Here is a 23,436-nt window from a genome sequence, read left to right on the forward strand (position 1 = left end):
GTTTTAGGGCGGGCTAGAAGCCCACCCCACAACAAAAATTAATGTTTGTGGAACAGGCATCTTGCCTGTTCTTCAGGATAGTTTTAGGGCGGGCTAGAAGCCCACCCCACAACAAAAATTAATGTTTGTGGAACAGGCATCTTGCCTGTTCTTCAGGCTAGTACAAGATGTAACTAGATACCAATCAGCAATTACCTAAATGTTTAACAAAGTTTTGATTGCAAACCGCGGTGAAATTGCCTGCCGAATTATCCGCACGCTCGATCGCCTCGGAATTGCTTCGGTAGCAGTATATTCTGAAGCCGACGCCCATGCCAAGCACGTTTTCGCCGCCAGCGAAGCGGTTTGTATCGGTGCAGCCGCCGCAGCCGAGAGTTATTTGCGGTTCGATCGCATTCTCGAAGTTGCGCGCCAAACTAAAGCTCAAGCTATTCACCCTGGTTACGGCTTTTTGAGCGAAAATGCTGAATTTGCCGAAGCTTGTGCAAGCGAGAATATTGCATTTATCGGCCCGACTCCGAGTCAGTTGCGCTGCTTTGGATTGAAGCACACCGCGCGGGAAATAGCCGCTGCAAATCAAGTGCCGCTAACTCCCGGAAGTGAACTTTTAGCAAGTTTGGAGGATGCCCAAAAAGCGGCTGGGGCGATCGGCTATCCCGTGATGCTCAAAAGTACCGCAGGCGGTGGCGGCATTGGTTTGCAGGCTTGTTTTGGCGATCGAGATTTGGCAGAAGCATTTGAAAAAGTACAGCGTTTGAGTCAAAGCAATTTTAAACAAAGCGGCGTTTTTTTAGAGAAATACATTCAAACAGCCAGACACATTGAAGTCCAAATTTTTGGAGATGGCAAAGGCAATGTCATAGCCTTGGGCGAGCGAGATTGTTCGGTGCAGCGGCGCAATCAAAAAGTAATTGAAGAAACCCCCGCCCCTGGTATTAGCGACGAACAGCGAAATCACTTGTACCGTGCAGCAGTGCGGCTGGGAAAAGCGGTAAATTACCAGTCAGCGGGTACTGTTGAATTTGTATTTGATGTCGATGCGAAACAGTTTTATTTTTTGGAAGTCAACACGCGCTTGCAAGTCGAACACGGCGTTACTGAAACTGTCAACAACATCGACCTCGTTGAGTGGATGGTAAAACAGGCTTCGGGAGATTTGTTCCCCCTGGAAGAGTACCGTTATCAGCCGCAGGGACACTCAATTGAGGTGCGAATTTATGCGGAAGATGCCGGCAAGAATTTTCAGCCGAGTTCCGGGTTGCTGAATCAAGTTGCGTTTCCCGAAAACGTCCGCTGCGACAGTTGGATAGAAACCGGCACGGAGGTTACTCCTTTTTACGATCCGCTGCTAGCCAAAGTGATCGTTTGCGGGGATAATCGAACGCAGGCGATCGTAAAACTAAAAGCTGCTTTAGATGCCAGTGAAATAGCGGGAATTGAAACTAATTTAGATTACCTCCGCCAGATTTTGGACGATTCCCGATTCAGCCGGGGCGAACTGAGCACGCGCTTTTTAAACTCTTTTGAATACGCACCTTTAACGATCGATGTATTGGATGGGGGAACCTACAGCAGCATTCAAGATTATCCGGGGCGGATTGGCTATTGGGATGTTGGCGTGCCGCCTTCTGGACCGATGGATCATCTGGCATTTCGATTGGCAAATCGTTTAGTAGGAAATCCCGAATCGACAGCAGGATTGGAATTCACAGCTACAGGCCCAACTCTGCGCTTCAATGCTGATACAGTTATTAGTTTGACTGGTGCAACTATGAAGGGAACGCTAAACGGCGAACCGGTGCCGTTTTGGACAGCAATTCCCGTAAAAGCTGGCAGCATTCTCAAGTTAAAAGCCATTCAAGGCGACGGCTACCGCACTTATTTAGCAGTCAAACACGGCTTTAATGTCCCCGATTATTTGGGCAGCAAATCAACTTTTGTACTGGGCAAATTTGGCGGACACGCGGGCCGCACGCTGCGTCCGGGAGATGTGTTAAAACTCAACCAAACTGCAACTCTGGAAGCGGAAATATCTTTGCCTCCCGAACTAATTCCCACCTACAGCAATAATTGGGAAATCGGCGTTTTGTACGGGCCTCACGGCGCGCCGGATTTCTTTACTGAGTCAGACATCGAAATGTTTTTCTCCACAGAATGGCAGGTGCATTACAACTCGACGCGGACGGGCATTCGGCTGATCGGCCCGAAGCCCACCTGGGCGCGTCAAGACGGAGGGGAAGCGGGTTTGCACCCGTCTAACATTCACGATAATGCTTACGCGATCGGCACGATCGATTTTACGGGCGATATGCCTGTAATTCTCGGTCTTGACGGCCCGAGTTTGGGAGGTTTTGTCTGTCCTGCTACTATTGTGCAGTCGGAATTGTGGAAAATCGGACAACTGAAACCGGGGGACAGCATTCGCTTTCACTGTTTGAGTTTTGCTGAAGCTTTGCAGCGGGAATTAGCACAAAATAGGCAAATTGCTACTTTTAGTTTGCCTGTTTTTGGGGAAAATGCGGAGGAATTGCCCGCAGTTCCCGCTTCTCCAATTTTGCACGAAATTCCCCAATCTCCGGGACAGGTTGCTGTTACTTACCGTCAAGCTGGGGATAAATATATTCTAGTTGAATACGGCCCGTTGGTGCTGGATTTAAATTTGCGTTTTCGGGCGCACGCATTGATGGAACAGTTGAAAGCCAATCCGTTGCCGGGTGTTATCGAATTAGTGCCGGGAATGCGATCGCTCCAAATTCACTTTGAGGGCCGCCAGATTTCGCAACAGCAGCTAATGCAGGCGCTGATTGCGGCTGAGGCGGAACTTCCGGCGATCGAGGATTTGGAAGTGCCGGCGCGAATTGTGCACTTGCCTTTATCTTGGGAAGATGAATCGACGCTGTTGGCAATTGAAAAATATATGCAGTCTGTGCGATCGGATGCACCTTGGTGTCCCAGTAATATTGAGTTTATTCGCCGCATAAACGGGCTTGACAGCATCGAACAAGTCAGAGAAATTGTATTTAATGCTAGCTATTTAGTGATGGGTTTGGGAGACGTTTATTTAGGCGCGCCCGTCGCAACTCCCCTCGATCCGCGCCACCGTTTGGTTACTACTAAATACAATCCCGCCCGCACTTGGACTCCTGAAAATGCAGTGGGCATTGGTGGCGCGTATTTGTGCGTTTACGGGATGGAAGGGCCCGGAGGTTATCAATTTGTCGGCCGCACGGTGCAAATGTGGAATCGGTTCAAACAAACGGCGGATTTCCAGTCTGGTAAGCCTTGGCTTTTGCGCTTTTTTGACCAAATCAGATTTTATCCGGTTTCCCATGAGGAATTGCACCGCTGTCGGGAAGCATTTATCGAAGGGAAGTTTAAATTAAAGGTTGAGGAAATCACTTTTAGTTTGAGAGAATACAATGAGTTTTTGCATTCTATTGCGGGCAGTGGGGCTGAGTTTAAAGCGCAGCAGCAGGCCGCATTTAATGCAGAGCGCGATCGCTGGGCCGCATCCGGGGAATTTGACGCTGAAGCTATCGCAGAAGCCTCGGCGGATGTGGCTTCTGAAACAGCGGCGGAGGTTACTTTGCCGATCGGCTGTGAGGCTGTTGTCGCTCACGTTTCGGCCAATGTTTGGCAGGTGCTGGTTAATGTTGGAGATGCGGTTGCAGAGGGCGATCGGCTGTTAATTTTGGAAGCGATGAAAATGGAAATTGCTATTACTGCTGATGTTGCGGGCACTGTTGCCGAGTTGTTTTGTGAAAAGGGGCAAACGGTGACAGCAGGACAAATTTTAGCGGCTGTTCAACCGAATTAATCCCTCTGTTGTCACTTCGGGGAAAGTAGAAGCCGTTGGATAATTGGGGGATGATTTTGATTGTTTTGTGGGATGGGATATCGTAGCCAGTCAGGTGTATTTTCACTGAAGGCGGGACACCCTACAAGCATCATCATCAAATTGTGCAACCCCGGCTCAATTAATGAAGGTTTAGCAGCAGTTAGGGCTTCAAAAGGGTGGGGATATATCAATCAAGCAGGCTAGTGGGCGATCGCCCCCAAGTTTCCGCTGTCGGCAGTTTTTCAGAAGGCTTAGCCGCCATACAGTTCAGTTAACACTGTTAATTCCCCGGAGATCCCCCTAAATCCCCCTGATTGTTGGGGGACGCAAGAGCAACTTCTTGTCCCCCCCTTCGTAGGGGCGGTGCCCCCGTGCCCGCCCTCTTGGCTAGGGGGGAATCAGTCTTATCTGAACCGTGTTGGGCTTAGCCGCTGTCAAGCGCAATGACAAATCTGGCTTAATAAATCAAGCTGGAAAGCTGGTCATTTAGCAGGTTCGATGCTCTGTTTAGGCTTTAAATTTGTTTAAACTCACATCTTGCACCATTCTCAAGAACAGGCAAGATGCCTGTTCCACAAAAATTTAATTTTCTTGTGGAACAGGCCGAAAAGCCTGTTCCTAAAAAGCTTATTGACAATGGTGCAACATCTCAGTTGAAATCCCGTTAACTTAACTCCCGCAGCCCAGAATTGACGGGCAAACCATCCTGAAATACCAGCAATTCTCCCGGCTGAATTTGCGTCCAAACTTCGTTATCAGTCAGCGGAAAAGTGGCAATAACAGCCACGCGATCGTCCTCGTTGGTCAATTCCCGAAAATCGACAGTTACATCTTCGTCGATCGAGTGAGCGCTAGCAAAAGGTGCTTGTCGCACAATATAATGCAGATTAGTAGAACAATGGGTGAACAAGTGTTCTCCATCGGAAAGTAAATAATTAAAAATTCCGTGTTCTGCCAAACTTTTAGTAATTTCCTCCAGTACCGGATAAATTTCCGCTACAGCAGGCTTACTTTGAGGAAAAGTAGAGCGCAGCTTTTCTAATATCAAACAGAATGCTTTTTCGCTGTCAGTTTTGCCAACAGGTTTGTAAACTCCGGCACGTTCTGGATTAAAATTTTCCAGATTTCCATTGTGAGCGAAAACCCAATAGCGCCCCCAAAGTTCCCGAATAAAAGGGTGGCAGTTTTCCAAAGCAATTTCGCCTTGGGTAGCTTTGCGGATGTGAGCAATGACGTTAGTTGAATGAATGGGATAGCGGCGCACTACTTCTGCAACCGGAGAAGCAATCGCAGGTTTAGAGTCTATAAAAAGGCGACATCCCAAACCTTCAAAGAAAGCAATTCCCCAACCGTCTTGATGAACGTCTGTTCTGCCACCTCTTGCAGAAAAACCCTCAAAAGAAAAGCAAATATCTGTTGGAACATTGCAGTTCATTCCCAGTAATTGGCACATAGCTTTTAAATCTCTGGAGTTTGGATGGATGTCGCCGCTATTGGCAGCTACAGATCGGCGATGATAGTATTATAGTATGAATGGATTTAGCCTAATAAAAAAAACACAATTATTTTGGATTGTCAACCATAATGCTAATTAAATTTTAAAAAATGCGTGAAGCCAAGCTATCCCGAACGCGCGTGCGAGCCCGTTGCGGTAGGGAATCGCCCAAAATTTAATAGCCTTCCCCGCAGAACAGTCTTCATCGTTCCATTTGTCCGGCAATTTTTTAATTGAATTTATGTAAAATTCACTTTTGTGGGGGAAAATCTGAAAGTTGTTTGATATCCTTCAAAACTATTTGAGGCTTCCCTTTGTACTGTTCTACCTTCCCACTGACATACACATATCCCCGTCCCACACCCGCATAACGTTTCTCAATTAGCCGCTTCAAGGGAGCCATTTCATCAGTTTCAGCATCTGGTATCCACAAATCTAATTTATGATACACCGAACCAGCATAAATTAGAGCGCTGCCGCCGATCCATTTATTAATCCCAGCCTGCAAATCGCAGAAAATAGTAAGAGATTTAGCTTTCTCAGAAGCAGCTAATATTTTCGGGTAGTGCAACCTCAAAGAAAGCGCTCCTGCTGTTGCTTCCGACAACCGAAACTCTTCAACAATCGAGCCTCGCATCGACCACCAAGGCAGTAAGTTAGCATAGTTGCGAGAGGGGATTTTGGCATTGATAATCGGATTCCAAATCATCAGATTGTAAGCTTTAGCTGCCGATTCTGCCTCAGTCATTTGTCGGTGATACAATCTGGAGCGCCCGTATTTGATGAAGTAGGGACTCCAGCCTTCTTCAATCAGTTTAAGATTGTAATTTTCTCCGTCTTTATGTACGTAACAGAGGAGACGCCCGTAGTTGTCGCGGTGTTTTTGTAGAGCCACTTCAACCGAATCGTCTGTATCAAATTCTATGTCAATTTGAGCAAGTCCCCCATCTGCTGTCGCGAAGTATTTTTTAGCCATTTCCGTACCTGCTTTCCCCGCCGCAGTTACAGGTTTGGAGCCTCCCGGATGACTTTCTTCTGTATCGACGCAAATCAGGCGCAGAGCCTCGGTTTTGCCGTTGAGAGAAATTTTGATGCTGTCACCATCAACTACTTTAGTTATTTGCAGGTTCGGAATTCTGGTTGCCATATTTTGAACCCTGTTGCACTTGAGATTTCATGCAGGTATCGGTTGCATCATACACGAGTTCGTTATCAATAGCAACTGTAATTTTTGTGGTTTGTATTAATATTTGTCAACTGTGGCGTATTTTATCAAGTCGGGGAAAAAATCTCGAAAATCTGATTCTAATCGCTGATAGTTAGCTGTCAAATCTTCTATGCCGCTTGCCAAGTTATTTGTCCGCTTGAGTCGCGCCGACATTCTTGTAAGAGTGATGCCGATTTCGGCGATGTCCTGATAAGATGAAAGCAAGTCGCGGGCAATTATTGTTGGCAGCACCCGCTGGAGAGATTCAGGCAATATATCGCGGTTGTCTTGCAGGATTTTATAGACATCCTGAGAAAAATCCCGGAGCGGAATTTCTGAGTATTCCAGCCAATTTTTAGCTAAGAAGTGGTCGTAAAACACGTCAATCAAAACTCCAGCAAACCTGCGTCTATCGGCGCAAACAAGGCTTTTACTCGATCGCACTATGGCGTGAGAGTCCGTGTAGGTATCTACTTTGCGGTGCAAATCGATGCCTTTTCTAATTTCATCGGAATAAAGGTTGACAGCCGTTCCTTTGACAAAATCTCCTAAGAGGTTGCCAATCAGGGATTCTGGCGTGCCTTTTGATAAGAATAGATGAGCCAAATAATTCATTAACTACACAACTGCATAACCGGTATGAGGTCTGACATCGGCGGGATGAAAACCTAAAACAATGGAATCCTTGGAGATTCCAGCAGCTACAAGTTCTTTCGTTACGCCGTATTCTGTCTCATCTCGCTGTACCCAAATCTTATCATCAATAATATCTATATGAACCAAACAGCCGTGAATTCGTTTGGCTTTATCCCAGCCTAAAGTAACTAGCAGGTAACAATCAGATTTTTCATCAAACACGGCTTTACAAATTATATCGCCATGAGAGTAAGGAATTTTTGTGTAAGGTTCGAGAACTGTTTTAATGGTGGTTCTAAAGTTAGCTAAAGTATCCATTTTACGATCGCCTCTTGATTTTGGTCGAATACAATCAGCTTGAGCTTTTCATCTTCAATCATTAATTGACCGATCGGTTCTTCAAATAGAGATTCATAGGTGATATCGCGAACAGCCAGATAAAGCGTATGTTCTGGATAAGTTCTCTGAAGCACAGATCGATAAATAGTAAATTGTCCGATCGCCTCTCTCAAGTCCTGCATTTCTGAATCGCTGACAAAGCTTTTGACTTCCACAGCAATTTTTTGTTCTCATCGTTCGGCTGCCAGCACCTGTTTTGCTCCCAGATCCACATACATATCTTTTTTTCCCCATTTCAGATGGAGAGGATCGTGAGTAATTATCCACCCATCATTGAGGAGAGATTTTTTAACTGTATTGTGGTAGAGGTCTAAAGCAGGCATAGAACAACACGAGCAATATAAGACTTCACGGTTATATAATAGCAAATTATTATGCAATAGAGCGATCGTCTAACTGTAGTATGCAGGCGATCGCTCCACCCACGTTCAAATATTGCTTGCGATTGACTGAAGATCGATCGCTTCACAATAGAAGCTTAAATCTTCGTAAACCAATTAGCATCCACTTCCACAGACTCAATCATTTTTATCTTGACACCAAGCCCCAACTCTTTTAGTCGTTGAACTAACTGCTCACCATCAATCAAATCTATTGGGGGTGCGCCATCTCGTGTTGCTTCTTTGACAGCATCTCTGGTAAATGTTCCAGTTGTAATGAATAAACCTTTGTCGGTTCGTCCCTGCATTGCCCCACGGAAGTCTCTAATTTGACTCGCCGTAACCGAACCCTGATAGCGCTTGCACTGAAACAGAACATGAAAGCTCAAGAAACCACTAATACGGGCAATACCTACACCATCAATTCCACCATCGGCGGACTTACCTGTAACCTGTACTTGTATAAAGCCTGATTCACGTAGTAGGCGCTGTGCCAAACGCTCAAATGCTGAAGGTTCTAGTGATAGCAGTATTTGATGAAGCTGCTGATGCCATGCAACTTCTTCTAAATTTTCAACTGCTCCAACATTTGCGTTTAAATTATCTGGCGACATCACCTTTTTCTTGTCAGTCTCTCGAACCACCTTGACAATTTCTTTTGCATCCAGAATCTCACAATCTATAGATGTTGAAACTAAAGACCACACGCCACGTGAGGAATTTTGTAAAAGCCCGTATTTTTTCAAGTAAGTACGACTCCAACCAAGTCGATACTCAACAGCACTCTGGGATTTGTTTCCATGTGGGATATCCAGCACCTCGTTAGGTAAGTTGAGAATCTGCGCTACTCGGTCATAAATCTCTTCAGTAGTTCCCGATCCACCCAGCATTTGTAGAGCCTGAATTGTGGGTAAGAGCATTGAGTCAAATGTAGGGATTGAATGGGTATATCTGTTCATCTAAAAACTGTTGATATAATTTGCCAAGCACTGCTTTTTTAATGAGAAACTGATGGCATCAAAATACTGACGCTCTATTGGCTCCTACCGTCATAATTTGCTAAATTGCGATCGGCTACATCTCTCGACGGAACAATCTAATAGCTTCCCCAGCATCAGTTTCCGCCATCAAAATACAGCGTTTCATCAAATCGAGATCGAGGTTATTGAGTCCGGGTAGCTGACTGCGATCGCTATTTTCATAGCTACCATCTTGGAGATGATATATCTTCAGTAATCCATCTTCCCAAAACCAAACCTCTGGAACACCCAAAGCTTTATAGCGCTCTAACTTACTGATTCCTCCACTGGTAAAGACAACTTCGATCGACAAATCGGGAATTGGTTTTACACTCCCAATGTAGTAGGATTCGTCTGCTTGCACAGAGACAACTCCCGATCTTTCCTGCGTCATTGCCCCTGTGGGCTTGAAGAAAATTCCCTGTTCGACGAGAAACGTAGTCACTAAGTAACCGATAACATGAGCAAAAGTTTCGTGGTCTTCTCCAGGCATCAGAATCTCGATCGTCCCATCATAGTAAAATAGTCGCACTCTAGGGGAGCCTTCAAAGCCTTTTTGGATAAATTTAAACCGTTCCCACATTCCATGATGAACAATTCGCTGATCTGTGGTTTTGCTAAGTAGTGGAGGCATCGCGCTCAGATCCAGTCCAGAAGTTATCTTGATTGTAGCTCATATTTTTAAGGTTTTTGTAACCGCAGATAAACAACGTCTTTGTGAAGTCACAAAATCACCGAATAGTCATCAGGAATAGGGCCAGTGTATTCTATAGAAATTGACCGGACATCTTTAAATTTTGTCAAAGCTCGGTCTATTTCTTCTCGCTGCGGTGAATGAGCTAAGACTTCACCGCGAATCACATTCCATAAATCATCGGATTCAGTATCAGCAATTAGCACCCACTCGCGGGGATAGCGATCGCGTATTTCTGCCGCCGTCAAGATTTCCCCTGTGGGTTTGTAATCCGACCCATTGTTATTTTGAATCAGAACTTGAGAGGGCAGGTCGGTTTCTGCTTGAGTAATTTCTTCATTTAATAGTTGCCAAAGTCGGCGCTTTTCTTCGAGTTGGAGGGAGGCGATCGCATCTAGCATGACTTGAAAAGGAATTTGCAACTGTACGGTTTCTGGGAGCATGGCGTGTCTCAAGGGATGTTGAGGTGATTTCTAGGATAACTCACTCTTGAATTAGCTGATAATAATACTAACTCAGATTTCTAGTTGGTAAACCGCAGATAAACACAGATGAACGCAGATGTAATCTTATCTGCGTTCATCCGCGTTAATCTGCCTGCATCTGCGGTTAAAAAATACCCCTAGGAATCAGCCCGCAATTTATCCAAAGCCGTTTTCTTTCAGAAGTAGTGTTGCAGCCTATTGAGAGCTATACTCACCAAATGTTGTCACATACCCCTTAACAGTAACTCCCATATCTAATTCCTCGTGATGAATAAGTAGGTTAGATAATTGGGTCATCAAAAATTCAATCTCGCGACGGTTCTCAAACTGGAGAAAAATACTGCTACCTTCACCCTTAATAATCACCGTTGGAATATCGCTGTCGTCTAACTGTGAATCAATATCTGGGATTATTTGTCTGATTTGCTCTTCAGTCCACATCTGACTCATTCCTCTATCTCCCGTTCAAAAATACAGCGGTATGACTTACCACTCTTATTGAGAATGACACCGCAGAAAGTTATGTAGTTTTGCCACTTCCATTATAGCTGATATCTTGCACCATTCTCAATTACCTGTTTAGGAACGGGCAAGATGCCCGTTCCACAAAGAGTGAATTTTCTTGTGGAACGGGCATCTTGCCCGTTCTTGAGAATAGTGCAACATCTCAGTTATAGCGAACAATTAAACCAGACGAACGCAGATGTCATCTTATCTGCGTTAATCTGCCTACATCTGCGGTTAAAAAATCTCCCTACGCACCTCCCCGCAACTTATCCAAAACCGTCCGGTCTTCCAAAGTCGAAGTATCCCCAGAAACCTCTTGTCCCGCAGCTAAAGAACGCAGCAAACGCCGCATAATTTTACCGCTGCGAGTCTTCGGCAAAGCATCAGTAAATCGAATTTCGCCGGGACGGGCGATCGCCCCAATTTCCTTAACAACGTGCTGCTTCAATTCCTTAGCCAATTCTTCGCTAGGTTGCTGCGAGTTGTCCAGCGTGACAAAAGCCACAATGTCCTCACCTTTAATCTCGTCGGGTTTACCAACAACCGCAGCTTCCGCCACCGCTGGATGCGATACCAAAGCTGACTCGACTTCCATTGTGCCGAGTCGGTGTCCGGCCACATTAATTACATCGTCAACGCGGCCCATTACCCAGAAATAACCGTCTTTGTCCTTGTGCGCGCCGTCTCCAGCAAAGTACACAAATTCGCCATCTTTCGGGTGCAAATATTCCCAATAAGTGCGGCGGAAGCGATCGGCATCGTTGTAAAGTGTCCGCATCATTCCCGGCCAAGGATGTTTCACCACTAAATAACCGCCGCTTTCGTTGGTGACTGGTTCGCCATCTTGGTCAACAACATCGACCACAATTCCGGGGAACGGTAGGGTTGCAGAACCGGGTTTTGTAGGAATTGCACCGGGCAAAGCGGTAATCATAATTCCCCCGGTTTCTGTTTGCCACCAAGTATCGACGATCGGACAATTCGACTTGCCAATTACTCGTTGATACCACATCCAAGCTTCAGGATTGATCGGTTCGCCGACGGTTCCTAACAATCGTAAAGAGGACAAATTGCGCGCGTTGGGCAAGTGTTCGCCCATTTTCATAAAGGTGCGAATGGCGGTGGGTGCAGTGTAGAAAACGGTGACGCCGTATTTTTCAATTACATCCCAAAAACAGCCAGGATTTGAAGGGCGAGGAGCACCTTCATACATTAAAGTTGTCGCACCGTTGGACAGCGGCCCGTAGACAATATAACTGTGTCCAGTAATCCAGCCGACATCAGCAGTACACCAGTAAACATCGGTATCTTGGAGGTCGAATATCCATTTGGTTGTCATGTGGGTATAAAGGTTATAACCACCGGTTGTATGGACGACTCCTTTCGGTTTGCCGGTACTGCCACTGGTGTAGAGTACGAACAGCATATCTTCGCTGTCCATCGGTTCGGCGGGACAATTTGCCGATGCACCTTTTTGCAAATCGTGCCACCAATGATCGCGCCCGGGTTCCATGTCAATTTTCTGTTTGGTGCGCTGAACTACGAGAACGTTGGTAACGCTGGGTGTGGCATTATTTGCTAATGCTTTGTCTACTTGTGTTTTGAGGCCGACGGGGGTATCTTTGCGGAAGCCACCGTCAGCGGTGATGACGAGTTTTGCTTGGCCGTCGTTAAGCCGATCGCGCAATGCTTCTGCACTAAAACCGCCAAAAACAACGCTGTGTACTGCACCGATTCTGGCGCAGGCTAGCATGGCGATCGCAGCTTCGGGAATCATGGGCATATAAATGCCGACGCGATCGCCCTTTTGGACTCCCAATTGTTTGATGACGTTCGCCATTTGGCAGACTTCGCGGTGGAGTTGCGCGTAGGTGAGGGTGCGGGAGTCTCCCGGTTCGCCTTCCCAAATCAGGGCGGCTTTATTTTTGCGCCAAGTGGTTAAGTGGCGATCGAGACAATTGTAAGAAATGTTAATTTTGCCATTGACAAACCATTTAGCAAAAGGCGGTTGCCAGTCGAGCACGGTATCCCAGTTTTGGAACCAGTGCAATTCTTGGGCCGCAAGTTCTGCCCAGAATGCTTGGGGGTCAGCTTTGGCTTTGTCGTAGAGGGCTTGGTACTCTTCTAGGCTTTTGATGTGAGCTTTTTGGGAGAATGCAGCAGGCGGCTGAAATAGCCGTTTTTCATGCAGAATTGATTCGATGGTATCTTGCGACATTGCTTTTAACTTTAACTTCGGTTAGTCTTTTTAACTATTGTTTGCATAAGTTGGAGCAAAAGTATGTTTATTTTCCTTAAGACTTTGGGGAATTTTGTAAATGTTGGAGCTGCATGAGAAATTAGAGCACTGGTAAATTGTAAATTCTATCTTCGTACTCATTCTCAAATGATGCTTCATAAATCAGAAGCAGTAGTTCAATATTTTGACCGATACTCAGCTTGGAATTCAGGAGAAAGATTCCGGGAATATGGCGGTTTTGCTCTAGATGATCTGTTAAATGAACAGGCATAGAGCGGCGGTTGTTGGTAACAAGAATGAAATTGTGGATTTCGCACCAAATAAGAATTTCTGGATCGAGAGTCCCTTTAGAAGGTGCTGTTAGTTCTCCCACTGCTAGAACAACCAGATCGGGATTGCGCCTGCGAATTTGGTTAACATACACAGGCTCGACATTTTCATCAAAGAGATACTGGATTGGCATCAGCTTTGCTCCTTGCCTCTCTTTCTGCTTTAAATTTGCGAAGTTTTTCTGTCACTGGAGGAGGATTACGAGTTTGTTCTTCTCGCATTTTTTCGCCCCACTCCAGCCATTCGGTTATGTATTTACCGACTGTTTCTTTGTTGTGCAGGTAGTACAAAATGGTCGCATAAACTTGTTCCAGGGTGAGCGATGTATAAATGTTAGCGATTTCTTCGGGAGTTCGAGCGCGAAACAGGTATTCATAGAGAATTGTTTCGATGCCAATGCGGGAACCTTTGAGCCGAATATCGTCAGGTCTTAGGAAGTTGAAGTAGTCTTCTAGTTGCGTGGTTTGGTGGTTGGCTTCATGAGATTGCTTCTCTTTATTAATGTCTGTTCCTTCGGAAACCAGCACAATTACTTCGGCTCGGCTGTTGCGATATAAATTGAGCGGTTCACCAACGCACAATTGTCCTCGATCGTCGATCGTTGCCATCACTTTAATTGCTTTCATACAATCTACCCGATTTACAGGAGCGATATCTGGTATGATTATATCATAACAAATCCGATGGTAATGCTTTTAGAATTGACATTAACAGCCGATCGCACTAAAGCCATGACACAAAATTTAGAAGCAAGCCAACTTTCGCTAAATGACGTTCGCCGCCTTCTCAAATTGGAAAGACAAACAGGAGGAGGTTTTACTGATTTTTTCTCTCTGGAACCTCTGACGGATTTTGAACAGCAGGAATTATTGCTAATCGGTAATCACTTTTGGCGTCATCTAGAAGCAGGGAAAGTTTCTGCAAAGCTGGTTAAATTTTTAGTGCTTTCACCGTTAATGAGATTAGCAGGATTTTTTGATATTCCGATCGTGCTAACAATGGAAGATAGCATCCCGATCGAGGTTGAGGATGGGGATACTTTAATTAAAGGGCGCTTGGATGTCTTAGCCGTAAATCAGCCGGATGCAGAGCTCGCGGCTGCACAGTTTTGGATTTTGGTAGTGGAGGCGAAAAATAGTGCGATCGCACCTTTGACTGGTTTGCCGCAACTCCTGACTTATACTTATAAAAGTTTGCAGCAGCAATCGTCTGTTTGGGGATTGACGACGAATGGCGAAAGTTATCGGTTTGTGCGGGTGACGCGGGGAAATCCTTGTACTTATCAGATTTTACCGGAATTGAATTTGATTGACCAAGAGCGATCGCTCTTGTTGGCGCAAGTCTTGAAAGCGATTTGCAAGTTGCAGAATGTGCAGTTACAGTTGGCATGATGTTTGGGAATTCAGGAAGACGAATTAAGGAAGTACACATGATTTAATTACTCCCTGAGTTAATCATTAAAAACGACCAATTTGTGCCAATATAGATTTATACCATCATAAATTTTATCATGCTTATAACTGATATAGTGAATTTTTTAGGCAAACCCTACTTCCAAGCGCCAAACTGCCTCATTTATCAGATGGACTGCTTAGAAGCAATGTCCAAGCTCCCTGATGAATGCGTCAATCTTACTGTGACCAGTCCCCCCTATAACATTGGCAAAGAATACGAAAAAACACTACCACTAGATAAATATTTAAACTGGTGTGAAAGCTGGATAAGTGAAAATTATAGGCTCATCCTTCCTAACGGCGCTTTCTGGCTCAACTTGGGGTATCTATCAATTCCCAATCAAGCTAAAGCTATCCCCATTCCCTATCTACTTTGGGACAAAATTCCTTTTTACCTAATCCAAGAAGTTATCTGGCACTATGGCGCTGGGGTTGCTGGTAGTAAGTTCTTTTCACCGCGCAATGAAAAGTTTCTTTGGTATGTTAAAAACCATAAAGACTATACATTTAACCTAGATGATGTGCGCGATCCAAATGTAAAATATCCTAATCAAAAAAAGAATGGAAAAATTAAAGTCAACTCCCAAGGCAAAAATCCGACTGATGTTTGGGAATTCCCGAAGGTAACTTCTGGTAAAAATAGAGCATCAAAAGAGCGAACCTCTCACCCCGCTCAATTTCCAAGTGCTGTTATACAGCGAATCATCAAAGCTTCATCCAACCCAAATGAAATCATTTTAGACCCTTTTTTGGGTTCAGGAACTACGGCGGTTGTTGCTTTAGATTTGCAGCGCACTATTATCGGATTTGATATCTGTCAGGAATACTGCGATTTAGCTGCCAACCGAATTGATGATTTTCTAAGACAAAAGCAGATTAGCGAAGCTCAATTATCTTTATTTTAAAGATGGTAAATATTGCTAAATAGGCAATTGCAGCAACTTATATCGCTCTACATCAGGGCTTAATTTAGCTTGCTGACCAGTGGCTGCTGTTTGCCCTTGCCAATCTTCTCGATCTATCCATCCAAATCTAACTAAATTAATATTTAGAGTTTGCACGCTTGCCATTTTGGGATTGAATTTCTGGAAATTAACTACAAGGTAATAGCCGGACTTGTCTTTTTTCGGCTTTGCTCCTAGGGCGCTTTGTTGAGCATAACTGCGATTGCCGTAAGTGTTACGACTACTTGAAGAAGTTTTAATTTCAATTGAGAAATTATTGTTCGGGATGTAAACAATATCTTTTTCGAGGGTACTGCGATCGCGCCGCCAAATTCCGGGGTATTTGCTGGCGAGTTCTAATGGGATTAGTTCATGTAAAAAAATCCCATAATTTGGGGAGTTGGGAATAAATTTATTCCTATTCTGTAGCCTCTGCTGGTTATGCTGGATTGAAAAATTTCACTCCAAACTTGAATAACCACGTCATAAATTTCTTGTGGATCTAGTGGGTGTCGATCTATGAGTTCTCGTGTCTTCTCTTCCCAATCTTCGACAGGAAGCCCGGTATAGGGTGATTGCATTTACTCTATTTCCTGCAATAGTTCGCTTGGCGATACTCCTAGAGCTTTTGCTAACCGCAAAATGTTTAATAGAGCTATGTTTCGCTCACCCCGCTCAATACCACCAATGTAGTTGCGGTGCAGTCCGGCTAGTTCTGCTAACTTTTCTTGGGAAAAGCCCTTTGATGTCCTTAGCCTGCGAACTTGCTCTCCAAATTTTTTTAGCTCTGGATTTTTTGCCACACGAGCAAGATATCGGTGAGTGCACTCCAAAATCTACACACTATAAGTGTGATTTAGGATTACATGAAAACAGCACGCCCATAATCCGACGAAGCAGACTTAACTTGATGCCATTACTTTAATTGCTTTCATTGGTACTCCGGGTAATCTAGGCCGTAACAAATAGATTGATGTCTAACGCTTTAGATACCGTCAGTCTGATGTTGGGTAAAATTTTACTCATGACAACCGACTTAATACCTTCGGAATTAGATATCAAGATTTGTTAAAAGTCTGCAATCAGACACTGACAGAGTACACATATTTATCTAAAATAAGAGACAAATTGACCCGGAAACTGAAGGTAAGAAAATGTCTGAACTTAGACAAAATCTAATTACCAGAGATTGGGTAATCATCGCCACCGAACGGGCGACAAGACCGGATCAATTCGCTAACAAAAAAAAGTGCGAAACAGTAGTGCCACCGCACCGCGCCGATTGCCCGTTTTGCGTGGGAAATGAGGAAGACGGAACCTTAGAAACTTGCCGTTTAGGCGATCGCGCTGGCTGGAAAGTCAGGGCAATTTGCAACAAATATCCCGCCCTCTCCCCGACAGCAAAATGGATGAGGATATCATCGGGAATTCACCGCACGATGGCGGGAATCGGCGTTCACGAGGTAATTGTCGAACACCCGCGACACGATTTGACGACAGCTTTGTTGAGTGTTGAAGAAGTTGCCAACATACTTTTAGTATACCGCCAGCGCTATGTAGAAATTAGAAAAAATCCCCACATTGAAACAATTATTATCTTCAAAAATCACGGAGAAACTGCCGGAACTTCTCTCGAACACCCCCACTCGCAGATAGCAGCGACGCCCGTTGTACCCAGCCAATTTCGCAGCCGCATCGACGAAGCTATTAGATATTTTGATGACACGGGAGAATGTCTGTTTTGCCGAACTTTGGAAGATGAATTAGCGGCGAGAGAAAGAGTGATTTGTGAGAGTGAACATTTTGTGGCTTTTATCCCTTACGCTGCACTTTCACCGTTTCACACTTGGATTTTTCCGCGCCGACATTCCTCTTCATTTGATGACCTTACTGATGGGGAAATTACGGATCTTGCTGATACTTTGAAAACTGTACTGGCTAAGCTTTATTACGGATTGAACAATCCCGATTACAACTATACTATTCGATCGGTGCCGATCGCCGAAGGGGGAACAAAATACTTTCACTGGTATATCGCAATTATTCCCAGAGTCACCAAGCAAGCTGGATTTGAGTTGGGCAGCGGGATGTTTATCAATACTGCTTTGCCAGAAGAAAGTGCGGCTTTTTTGCGATCGATCGAAATTCCTAGCGACAGTAATTTCCCGCCCATCTAAAGTATCCTACATCACAATAGGTCAAATTTACTTCAAATTCGGGTGGAAATGCACGCAGGCAGTCTGAATTGCGAGTCTGTCTTGGGGGAGGAAAGTGATATTATTTGAGATTTGAGATTAAAGAATTCGGCATAACGGATGATCTAATGGTTTAGATCACCGGCCTAAAGTTGGATTCTTTTTTAAACTGGTATAACTTACGCTCTCAAGTTATGAACGTACAAATACTTATGGATTGTACCAAACTCACAATAAACTTTCGACATATTGCCAGCCGTCGTCGCTAAAAGTAGCTCTCAACATATCTCTAATTTTGGCATCGATCGATAAGAGTCCCTCGCCAGAGTCACCATTCTCGCCGATTTCGCAACTGTCATCAGACATATGTTCTTGGATGAGGGCCAGAGTATCGGCGAAATTAGCCAGAAAATAATGTTCGTGCACCCACGCTGTCGGATCTGGTATTGCTGCACTCCCAAAAGCTCGATCGACTAAATCTCTTTTGGCAACATCGTCAGTCTGGTTTTTCATCATAAAAATGGGTAGAAACCCCGTGCTTTTAGCACGGCTTTACATTTAATTTGAATCTCCTCGCGGGGTGGAGGGGTATGGTTGCCCCAAGGCGTGAGGTATGGTTGCCTCAAACTCCCATTTCTGGGGTAAAGTTAGCACGCGCCTTTGTTTAGTGAGCTTGCGCCGGCTAGCAACACTGTCGAGCGTGACCTTAAGACTGTTTAGTTGCAAGCGATAGAGCGGAAAACTAGCTTCGCATTCTCCGGTATCGTGACTCAAAAAACGTAGTCAGTAAAGACTTAGGCCCGTCAGGATGGCTTGTTAGATTTCTCTTTCAAGCCTCATGCCTTTAGACTGAGGTTCCTGACGTTGAGTTCGATTTAGGTAGATTTTGTCACTTATCCCATTTTAAGCTTAATTGTCAACACGATCGCGATCCAGATCGACCACAGCAGTGACAAATTTGTGTAGTTTGTGCGATCGCGATCCTAATTTTTTGGTCGATCGCGTGTTATTATACTCGCTCACACTCCGTGACCAAGAATTTTCACCTCTGGTAAAATACACTTGGAAATCATTCCGTGAACTCCTTTTTGAGGATTGTTGACAGCCTGCGTAATCCGAAAATTTACCGATAGCGAACAGAAAACATAAGCATCTTCCTCTTGGAAACCTGCAAACTTTTGCAGCCAATAAACCGTCTGTTTTACCGCCAGCTCAAACGCTTCATCTAATGTTCTACCAAATCCCATAATCACAATATGAGTGGGCGTTTCCGCAAACGGAAATATCAGAAATAAATCCTTGCGTAAGATGATTTGAATAGTCCCGTTCATCGAAGTTTCAATGGCAGTACCGTCAACTTCACCGTCTCCTTGTGCCGAATGTCCGTCACCGATTGACAGTAAACCGCCGCGCAGAAAAACAGGTAAAAATAACCGCGTTCCTGGTTGCAGTTCCTGATTGTCCATATTACCGCCGTAGCGCGCTGGAGGAATAGAAGAACGGTTGATTTCTGCATTGGCAACGCCGATAATGCCAAAAAAAGGATGCAGGGGAATCCGAATGCCGCTACCTGTGGGAAATTCAGCAGTTTTTTGCTCTAAATCTAGCGGAATAAACCGCAATTTAGGTTCGGGGAAATACTCAGGCAAAGCTCCCCATCCGGCGCGAATTGCATTAAATCCTACTGGTAAACTGGGGTAAACATCCTCAATGTGAATTTCTAAAACGTCTCCCGGTTCGGCATTGTTAACATAAATCGGGCCTGTCAGCAAGTGGGGCCCTGGCCCAACTTTCCGGTTGGGAGGCAAATTCTGACAAATATCTAAAAATTCGGGGGTGAGAAATTCGGGCGGCGCTTTGTCAGCAACATAATATCCTGAATAGGTTTCGATATCGATGCGATCGCCCGAATCGACAGTTAAAGCAGGTTCGATATTCGGAGAGAAACCGCCCAAGTGTACGGTTTTGCAGTTGGCTTTGAGAAGGTGGCGAGTCATGGGATTTTAGATTTTAGATTTTAGATTTTAGATGGAAGGAAGGGTGTTAAGAATGTTATATCGCAAGTCTCAAGCATTTTTGAGATTTTTTTTTAATGAACCACAGAGGGCGCAGAGGGCGCAGAGAAAGAGAATTCAGAGATATAGCCTTTCTCAGTAACATGAGGTGTTTTTGGGCATTGGGCATTGGGCATGGGGCATTGGAAGAGTACCTTACTTTCCTGAGAACCGCTATAAGAAGATTTCCAAAAAGGGTGGAGGTTTCTTTTATCGGAGATATTATACTAATTTCTTAACTTGTTGATAACCTGGGTAGTTTAAAATTGAAAATTGGTGGCGCGGGTTTATATGTATTTGGGTGGGGAGTTCTGTTTGGCTGGTGCAACCCGCCCTTACAAACTAATGACTAATGAATTATGTTAACACCATTGCCCAACCAAGTAGGAAATCCCAAAGGTTATTCTCGCAATCCCTGGTTTTTTGCTGTTTTGATTTTGATTGTCCTCTTGCTAGGTTTCCTTATGCAATCTTATCTTAACAAACCTCAGCTTTTAACCGATCCGTTTCTGCAACTTCCAACAGCAAACTCGGTGCGAGTTGTCTGGTTCACCGAGTTTGCCGGTACTCGCAACACGGTTGCTTACGGCGAAAATCTGAAGGAAATTGCGGCGGCAAATACTACCAAGCTAAGCCGCACTCGCGAAGACAAAGACTCGCGCATTTCCGATGAAATGAAACAAAGCATCATTGACAGCAATCCAATTGTCCGCGACATCTGGCGCCACGAAGCAGAAGTCTCCAATTTAAGGCCCGGTGCTCGCATTCCTTATCGAGTCACTAGCGAAAGGAAAGACGGCGCATCTGTCAGCAGCAAAGTTTTCACTCTTTCTCCCACACCAGCAGCAGGAGTTGCGCTCAAAATTCTCCTCACTTCCGACCATCAATTGATGCCGATGACAGCAGCAAATCTCCAGAAAGTAGCCGAAACCATTGGGAGAGTTGACGCGGTTTTTATGGCAGGGGATTTAATTAATATACCCGATCGCGCTTCCGAATGGTTTGACGAAAATCGCGGCCGCGCCTTCTTTCCCGCTATGCAAGGGCGCGCATTTTCCGAACTCGACAAAAACGGCATCAAAACCGTTTACAGCGGCGGCGAACTGATCCAACACGCGCCTTTATTTCCCGCCATTGGCAATCACGAAATCATGGGTCGCTTTGCAACTAACAGCACACTCGGTGAGCAATTTAATGATCCTTTTCCCCGCGTCGCTGCCGAGAAAATATACGCTCAACGTGCTGCCTCTTTGAATCCTAGTAATGACTCTTCTGTGCGGGAAAGATGGCTAAAAAACAATAGTTTTAATAGCGATACCTATGACGAGATTTTCAATTTACCGGGAGGCAAAAATTACTATGCTGTGACTTTTGGGGACGTGCGGTTAGTGACTTTGTATGCTACGAATATCTGGCGGACTCCGAATTTAGATCCGGGTGCGAGAGGCAGGTATCGCGAACGGGACGCAGATTTTAATAATTCCGAAAAATGGGGATACGGACAGCATATTTTTGAGCCGATTGTCAAGGGCAGCGCTCAATATAATTGGCTGCAACAAGAGTTAAAGAGTTCGGAATTCCAGCAGGCAAAATATAAAATTGTGATGTTTCACCACCCGCCGCATTCTCTGGGTGACAATATTGTACCTGCTTATACTGACCCTGTGCAAATAGTCGATCTCGCTCTCGATGGCGAGATTAAAATGGTGCGTTACGAATATCCGAAACAGCAAGATTATCTGATTCGGGATGTAGTGCCGCTACTAGAAACAGCGGGGGTGCAGTTGGTATTTTACGGACATTCGCACTTGTGGAATCGGTTTGTCAGTTCCAGCGGAATGCACTTTTTGGAGAGTTCTAATGTAGGCAACAGTTACGGTGCTTTTGTGGGGGAAAAGCGCCGATTTGTGCCGCCGGCATATCGGGAAGATTACAGCGCTATTGGAGACCCGAACGGATTGGAACCTGTGGTGCCGACTGTTGCGCCTTTGTTGGGGAAGGATGGGCGGCCGCTGCCGTATATTGATAGCAATGATATTACGGCTTTTACTATTTTTGATACGGGTAGTGGTGTTGTGAGTAGCTACTATTTCGATACGCGGAAACCGGAGTCGCAAGTGGTGAAGTTTGATGAGTTTAAGTTGAAAAATTCGCCATCTAGCTTAAAAATCCGTAAAAATTAAAAGCGATCGTTTTCATAATCGATAAATTAGTTACTCCTATGATAACTTAAGGCTTCTGACTTTTGCTATACTTAGGTATACTGTATCCCAATTAAACTTACCAAGTAGAGCGCGGTCATGCCTGAACTAAACCTCTTAGAAAAACCCGAAGAAGTAAGCTTTGATGAGGAAGATGAAGCTCTAGATTATGAGCTTGAATCTAATGGTAATTCCAAATCAGTCTTAGACGAAATTTCCGAAATAATTGTAGCTGGAAATGACTGGACGACAGCCACCATACTCGATCAACTTGTTCGTGACAATATTCAACTTAATCCAAGATTTCAAAGACGAGATGCTTGGGATATAACTCGCAAAAGCAGGTTTATTGAATCTATTTTTCTAGGATTTCCCATTCCAGATATAGTTTTGGCTTCTCAAGATAAAAAGCGCGGAAAATTTGTAGTTCTTGACGGCAAGCAACGCTTGCTTACGATTCTGCAATTTTATGGAAGGAGCGAAACTCCCAACGATAGTTTTGCTTTGAAAAACTTAGAATTTAGACCTGAACTCAATGGTTGTACGCATGAGGCTCTAAAAAACGATCTTCTCCATAGTTCTGTACTTGATGCACTCGATAATCAAACTCTTCGTACTACATTGATTAGGAATTGGCATACAGAAAGTTTACTCTACAAAATTTTTCTCCGTCTGAATTTAGAAAATACTCCGCTATCTCCACAAGAACTCAGGCAAGCATTGCATCCAGGTGATTTCATCAATTTTTTAGATGACGAATCAATTAAAAATCAGGCTTTAAGAAAAATACTTAAATCCCCAAATCCCGATCCTCGGATGCGCGATGTCGAATTATTACTGCGATATGTAGGATTCCATCATTTTTTATCCGATTATCGCGGTAATCTTAAAGTGTTCCTGGATATGACTTGCAAAAAGCTCAACAAGGATTGGAAAGAGAAAGAAACTGAGGTCAGATATACAGTTAGCCAATTTGAAAAGGCAGTGCAAACAACCACTACAATATTTGGAGAAGAAAATATATTTCGCGTGTGGTTGAGTAGTTCTAATACTTACCGAGGCAAGTTTAATCGAGCTATTTTAGATGTAATGGTTTTTTATTTTTCAGATTCAGTTATTAGTGAAGCTGCTGAGAAGAATCCGGCGGGTGTGGAAAAAGCTTTTAAAGAGTTATGTTCATCATCTAATAGCGAATTCAGAGAAGCTGTTGAGAAAAGCACAACTAGCATTCGCGAAACTCATACTCGTCTCTCACTGTGGGGCAAAGCTTTGTTAAAGGTTTTGGATGTAGAGTTTAATGTACCTGAACTCGTAGATAACCATATTATCTTTAACGGTTTGAGGTAAGTTATTAAGAGG

20 protein-coding genes and 2 pseudogenes are annotated in these 23,436 nt (G+C 44.5%); 6 read left to right on the forward strand and 16 right to left on the reverse strand.

The window, feature by feature from the left end; all coding sequences use genetic code 11:
- The first annotated feature begins 199 nt into the window (after positions 1-199).
- Positions 200-3,817, forward strand: coding sequence for an urea carboxylase (uca, locus tag QT990_RS29225; RefSeq protein WP_333305469.1), 3,618 nt, complete (start codon positions 200-202; stop codon positions 3,815-3,817).
- 685 nt (positions 3,818-4,502) lie between these two features.
- Here uca and QT990_RS29230 read toward each other — a convergent pair.
- The 12 genes and pseudogenes from QT990_RS29230 to QT990_RS29285 all read right to left on the reverse strand — a co-directional run bounded on the left by QT990_RS29230 (position 4,503) and on the right by QT990_RS29285 (position 13,855).
- Entirely contained in the window at positions 4,503-5,291 is a 789-nt protein-coding gene (locus QT990_RS29230) for a class II glutamine amidotransferase (protein ID WP_333145272.1), read from the reverse strand.
- Positions 5,292-5,583: 292 nt separating this feature from the next.
- On the reverse strand, positions 5,584-6,480 hold the full coding sequence (locus QT990_RS29235; RefSeq protein WP_333145271.1) for a thermonuclease family protein: 897 nt from the start codon (positions 6,478-6,480) through the stop codon (positions 5,584-5,586).
- Positions 6,481-6,576: 96 nt separating this feature from the next.
- Complete coding sequence (locus tag QT990_RS29240; protein WP_333145270.1) at positions 6,577-7,155, reverse strand: ACP phosphodiesterase; 579 nt, start codon at positions 7,153-7,155, stop codon at positions 6,577-6,579.
- 3 nt (positions 7,156-7,158) lie between these two features.
- Complete coding sequence (locus tag QT990_RS29245) at positions 7,159-7,494, reverse strand: XisI protein (RefSeq protein ID WP_190740648.1); 336 nt, start codon at positions 7,492-7,494, stop codon at positions 7,159-7,161.
- Positions 7,482-7,898: pseudogene (locus QT990_RS29250) on the reverse strand (element excision factor XisH family protein). The gene QT990_RS29245 and the pseudogene QT990_RS29250 overlap by 13 nt, the downstream one beginning before the upstream one ends.
- Positions 7,899-8,053: 155 nt before the next feature.
- On the reverse strand, positions 8,054-8,914 hold the full coding sequence (locus QT990_RS29255) for a restriction endonuclease (RefSeq protein ID WP_333466090.1): 861 nt from the start codon (positions 8,912-8,914) through the stop codon (positions 8,054-8,056).
- 115 nt (positions 8,915-9,029) lie between these two features.
- Complete coding sequence (locus tag QT990_RS29260; RefSeq protein WP_242716837.1) at positions 9,030-9,608, reverse strand: Uma2 family endonuclease; 579 nt, start codon at positions 9,606-9,608, stop codon at positions 9,030-9,032.
- A gap of 89 nt (positions 9,609-9,697) precedes the next feature.
- Complete coding sequence (locus QT990_RS29265; protein ID WP_333305454.1) at positions 9,698-10,111, reverse strand: hypothetical protein; 414 nt, start codon at positions 10,109-10,111, stop codon at positions 9,698-9,700.
- A gap of 237 nt (positions 10,112-10,348) precedes the next feature.
- Positions 10,349-10,603, reverse strand: a complete 255-nt coding sequence (locus QT990_RS29270) for a hypothetical protein (RefSeq protein ID WP_333305452.1) — start codon at positions 10,601-10,603, stop codon at positions 10,349-10,351.
- A 304-nt stretch (positions 10,604-10,907) separates the two neighbouring features.
- Positions 10,908-12,878, reverse strand: a complete 1,971-nt coding sequence (acs, locus tag QT990_RS29275; protein WP_333145264.1) for an acetate--CoA ligase — start codon at positions 12,876-12,878, stop codon at positions 10,908-10,910.
- Between the two features lie 121 nt (positions 12,879-12,999).
- Positions 13,000-13,362: a DUF5615 family PIN-like protein gene (locus QT990_RS29280; RefSeq protein WP_333145263.1), complete on the reverse strand. Its 363-nt coding sequence runs from the start codon at positions 13,360-13,362 to the stop codon at positions 13,000-13,002.
- Positions 13,340-13,855 (reverse strand): DUF433 domain-containing protein, encoded by a 516-nt coding sequence (locus QT990_RS29285; RefSeq protein ID WP_445252082.1) that lies wholly within the window; start codon positions 13,853-13,855, stop codon positions 13,340-13,342. Before QT990_RS29285 ends, QT990_RS29280 begins: the two co-directional genes overlap by 23 nt.
- A gap of 63 nt (positions 13,856-13,918) precedes the next feature.
- Here QT990_RS29285 and QT990_RS29290 point away from each other — a divergent pair, with 63 nt between their 5' ends.
- Both QT990_RS29290 and QT990_RS29295 read left to right on the forward strand, forming a co-directional pair.
- Positions 13,919-14,620 (forward strand): restriction endonuclease subunit R, encoded by a 702-nt coding sequence (locus QT990_RS29290; RefSeq protein ID WP_333301015.1) that lies wholly within the window; start codon positions 13,919-13,921, stop codon positions 14,618-14,620.
- A gap of 137 nt (positions 14,621-14,757) precedes the next feature.
- Complete coding sequence (locus QT990_RS29295) at positions 14,758-15,588, forward strand: site-specific DNA-methyltransferase (RefSeq protein ID WP_333301013.1); 831 nt, start codon at positions 14,758-14,760, stop codon at positions 15,586-15,588.
- 15 nt (positions 15,589-15,603) lie between these two features.
- On the opposite strand, the pseudogene QT990_RS29300 reads toward QT990_RS29295, so the two are convergent.
- Both QT990_RS29300 and QT990_RS29310 read right to left on the reverse strand, forming a co-directional pair.
- Positions 15,604-16,208, reverse strand: a pseudogene (locus tag QT990_RS29300) (ScaI family restriction endonuclease).
- A complete protein-coding gene (locus tag QT990_RS29310) occupies positions 16,209-16,430 on the reverse strand; it encodes a helix-turn-helix transcriptional regulator (protein ID WP_333145260.1) in 222 nt (73 codons plus the stop codon).
- Positions 16,431-16,781: 351 nt separating this feature from the next.
- Between QT990_RS29310 and galT the strand changes: the two genes are divergently transcribed.
- Positions 16,782-17,804, forward strand: coding sequence for a galactose-1-phosphate uridylyltransferase (gene galT / locus QT990_RS29315; RefSeq protein ID WP_333466092.1), 1,023 nt, complete (start codon positions 16,782-16,784; stop codon positions 17,802-17,804).
- A 246-nt stretch (positions 17,805-18,050) separates the two neighbouring features.
- Here galT and QT990_RS29320 read toward each other — a convergent pair whose 3' ends face one another.
- Positions 18,051-18,338 carry a hypothetical protein gene (locus QT990_RS29320; protein ID WP_333301011.1) on the reverse strand — a complete coding sequence of 96 codons (288 nt, stop codon included), beginning with the start codon at positions 18,336-18,338 and terminating at the stop codon, positions 18,051-18,053.
- Positions 18,339-18,841: 503 nt separating this feature from the next.
- Positions 18,842-19,819 (reverse strand): acetamidase/formamidase family protein, encoded by a 978-nt coding sequence (locus tag QT990_RS29325; RefSeq protein ID WP_333145257.1) that lies wholly within the window; start codon positions 19,817-19,819, stop codon positions 18,842-18,844.
- Between the two features lie 416 nt (positions 19,820-20,235).
- On the opposite strand from QT990_RS29325, the gene QT990_RS29330 reads away from it, so the two are divergent.
- Together QT990_RS29330 and QT990_RS29335 are read left to right on the forward strand one after the other, a co-directional pair.
- Positions 20,236-22,059 carry a metallophosphoesterase gene (locus tag QT990_RS29330; protein ID WP_333145256.1) on the forward strand — a complete coding sequence of 608 codons (1,824 nt, stop codon included), beginning with the start codon at positions 20,236-20,238 and terminating at the stop codon, positions 22,057-22,059.
- A gap of 117 nt (positions 22,060-22,176) precedes the next feature.
- Entirely contained in the window at positions 22,177-23,424 is a 1,248-nt protein-coding gene (locus QT990_RS29335; RefSeq protein ID WP_333145255.1) for a DUF262 domain-containing protein, read from the forward strand.
- Positions 23,425-23,436: the final 12 nt, after the last annotated feature.

It is taken from the genome of Microcoleus sp. T3_B1 (assembly GCF_036700445.1).
Taxonomy (GTDB): Bacteria; Cyanobacteriota; Cyanobacteriia; order Cyanobacteriales; family Microcoleaceae; genus Microcoleus.

Excerpts from the sequence above, each read along its gene's own strand:
- uca (WP_333305469.1), top strand. The coding sequence starts at position 200 with ATGTTTAACAAAGTTTTGATTGCAAACCGCGGTGAAATTGCCTGCCGA.
- QT990_RS29230 (WP_333145272.1), bottom strand. The coding sequence starts at position 5,291 with ATGTGCCAATTACTGGGAATGAACTGCAATGTTCCAACAGATATTTGC.
- QT990_RS29235 (WP_333145271.1), bottom strand. The coding sequence starts at position 6,480 with ATGGCAACCAGAATTCCGAACCTGCAAATAACTAAAGTAGTTGATGGT.
- QT990_RS29240 (WP_333145270.1), bottom strand. The coding sequence starts at position 7,155 with ATGAATTATTTGGCTCATCTATTCTTATCAAAAGGCACGCCAGAATCC.
- QT990_RS29245 (WP_190740648.1), bottom strand. The coding sequence starts at position 7,494 with ATGGATACTTTAGCTAACTTTAGAACCACCATTAAAACAGTTCTCGAA.
- QT990_RS29255 (WP_333466090.1), bottom strand. The coding sequence starts at position 8,914 with ATGAACAGATATACCCATTCAATCCCTACATTTGACTCAATGCTCTTA.
- QT990_RS29260 (WP_242716837.1), bottom strand. The coding sequence starts at position 9,608 with ATGCCTCCACTACTTAGCAAAACCACAGATCAGCGAATTGTTCATCAT.
- QT990_RS29265 (WP_333305454.1), bottom strand. The coding sequence starts at position 10,111 with ATGCTCCCAGAAACCGTACAGTTGCAAATTCCTTTTCAAGTCATGCTA.
- QT990_RS29270 (WP_333305452.1), bottom strand. The coding sequence starts at position 10,603 with ATGAGTCAGATGTGGACTGAAGAGCAAATCAGACAAATAATCCCAGAT.
- acs (WP_333145264.1), bottom strand. The coding sequence starts at position 12,878 with ATGTCGCAAGATACCATCGAATCAATTCTGCATGAAAAACGGCTATTT.
- QT990_RS29280 (WP_333145263.1), bottom strand. The coding sequence starts at position 13,362 with ATGCCAATCCAGTATCTCTTTGATGAAAATGTCGAGCCTGTGTATGTT.
- QT990_RS29285 (WP_445252082.1), bottom strand. The coding sequence starts at position 13,855 with ATGAAAGCAATTAAAGTGATGGCAACGATCGACGATCGAGGACAATTG.
- QT990_RS29290 (WP_333301015.1), top strand. The coding sequence starts at position 13,919 with ATGCTTTTAGAATTGACATTAACAGCCGATCGCACTAAAGCCATGACA.
- galT (WP_333466092.1), top strand. The coding sequence starts at position 16,782 with ATGTCTGAACTTAGACAAAATCTAATTACCAGAGATTGGGTAATCATC.
- QT990_RS29320 (WP_333301011.1), bottom strand. The coding sequence starts at position 18,338 with ATGATGAAAAACCAGACTGACGATGTTGCCAAAAGAGATTTAGTCGAT.
- QT990_RS29325 (WP_333145257.1), bottom strand. The coding sequence starts at position 19,819 with ATGACTCGCCACCTTCTCAAAGCCAACTGCAAAACCGTACACTTGGGC.
- QT990_RS29330 (WP_333145256.1), top strand. The coding sequence starts at position 20,236 with ATGTTAACACCATTGCCCAACCAAGTAGGAAATCCCAAAGGTTATTCT.
- QT990_RS29335 (WP_333145255.1), top strand. The coding sequence starts at position 22,177 with ATGCCTGAACTAAACCTCTTAGAAAAACCCGAAGAAGTAAGCTTTGAT.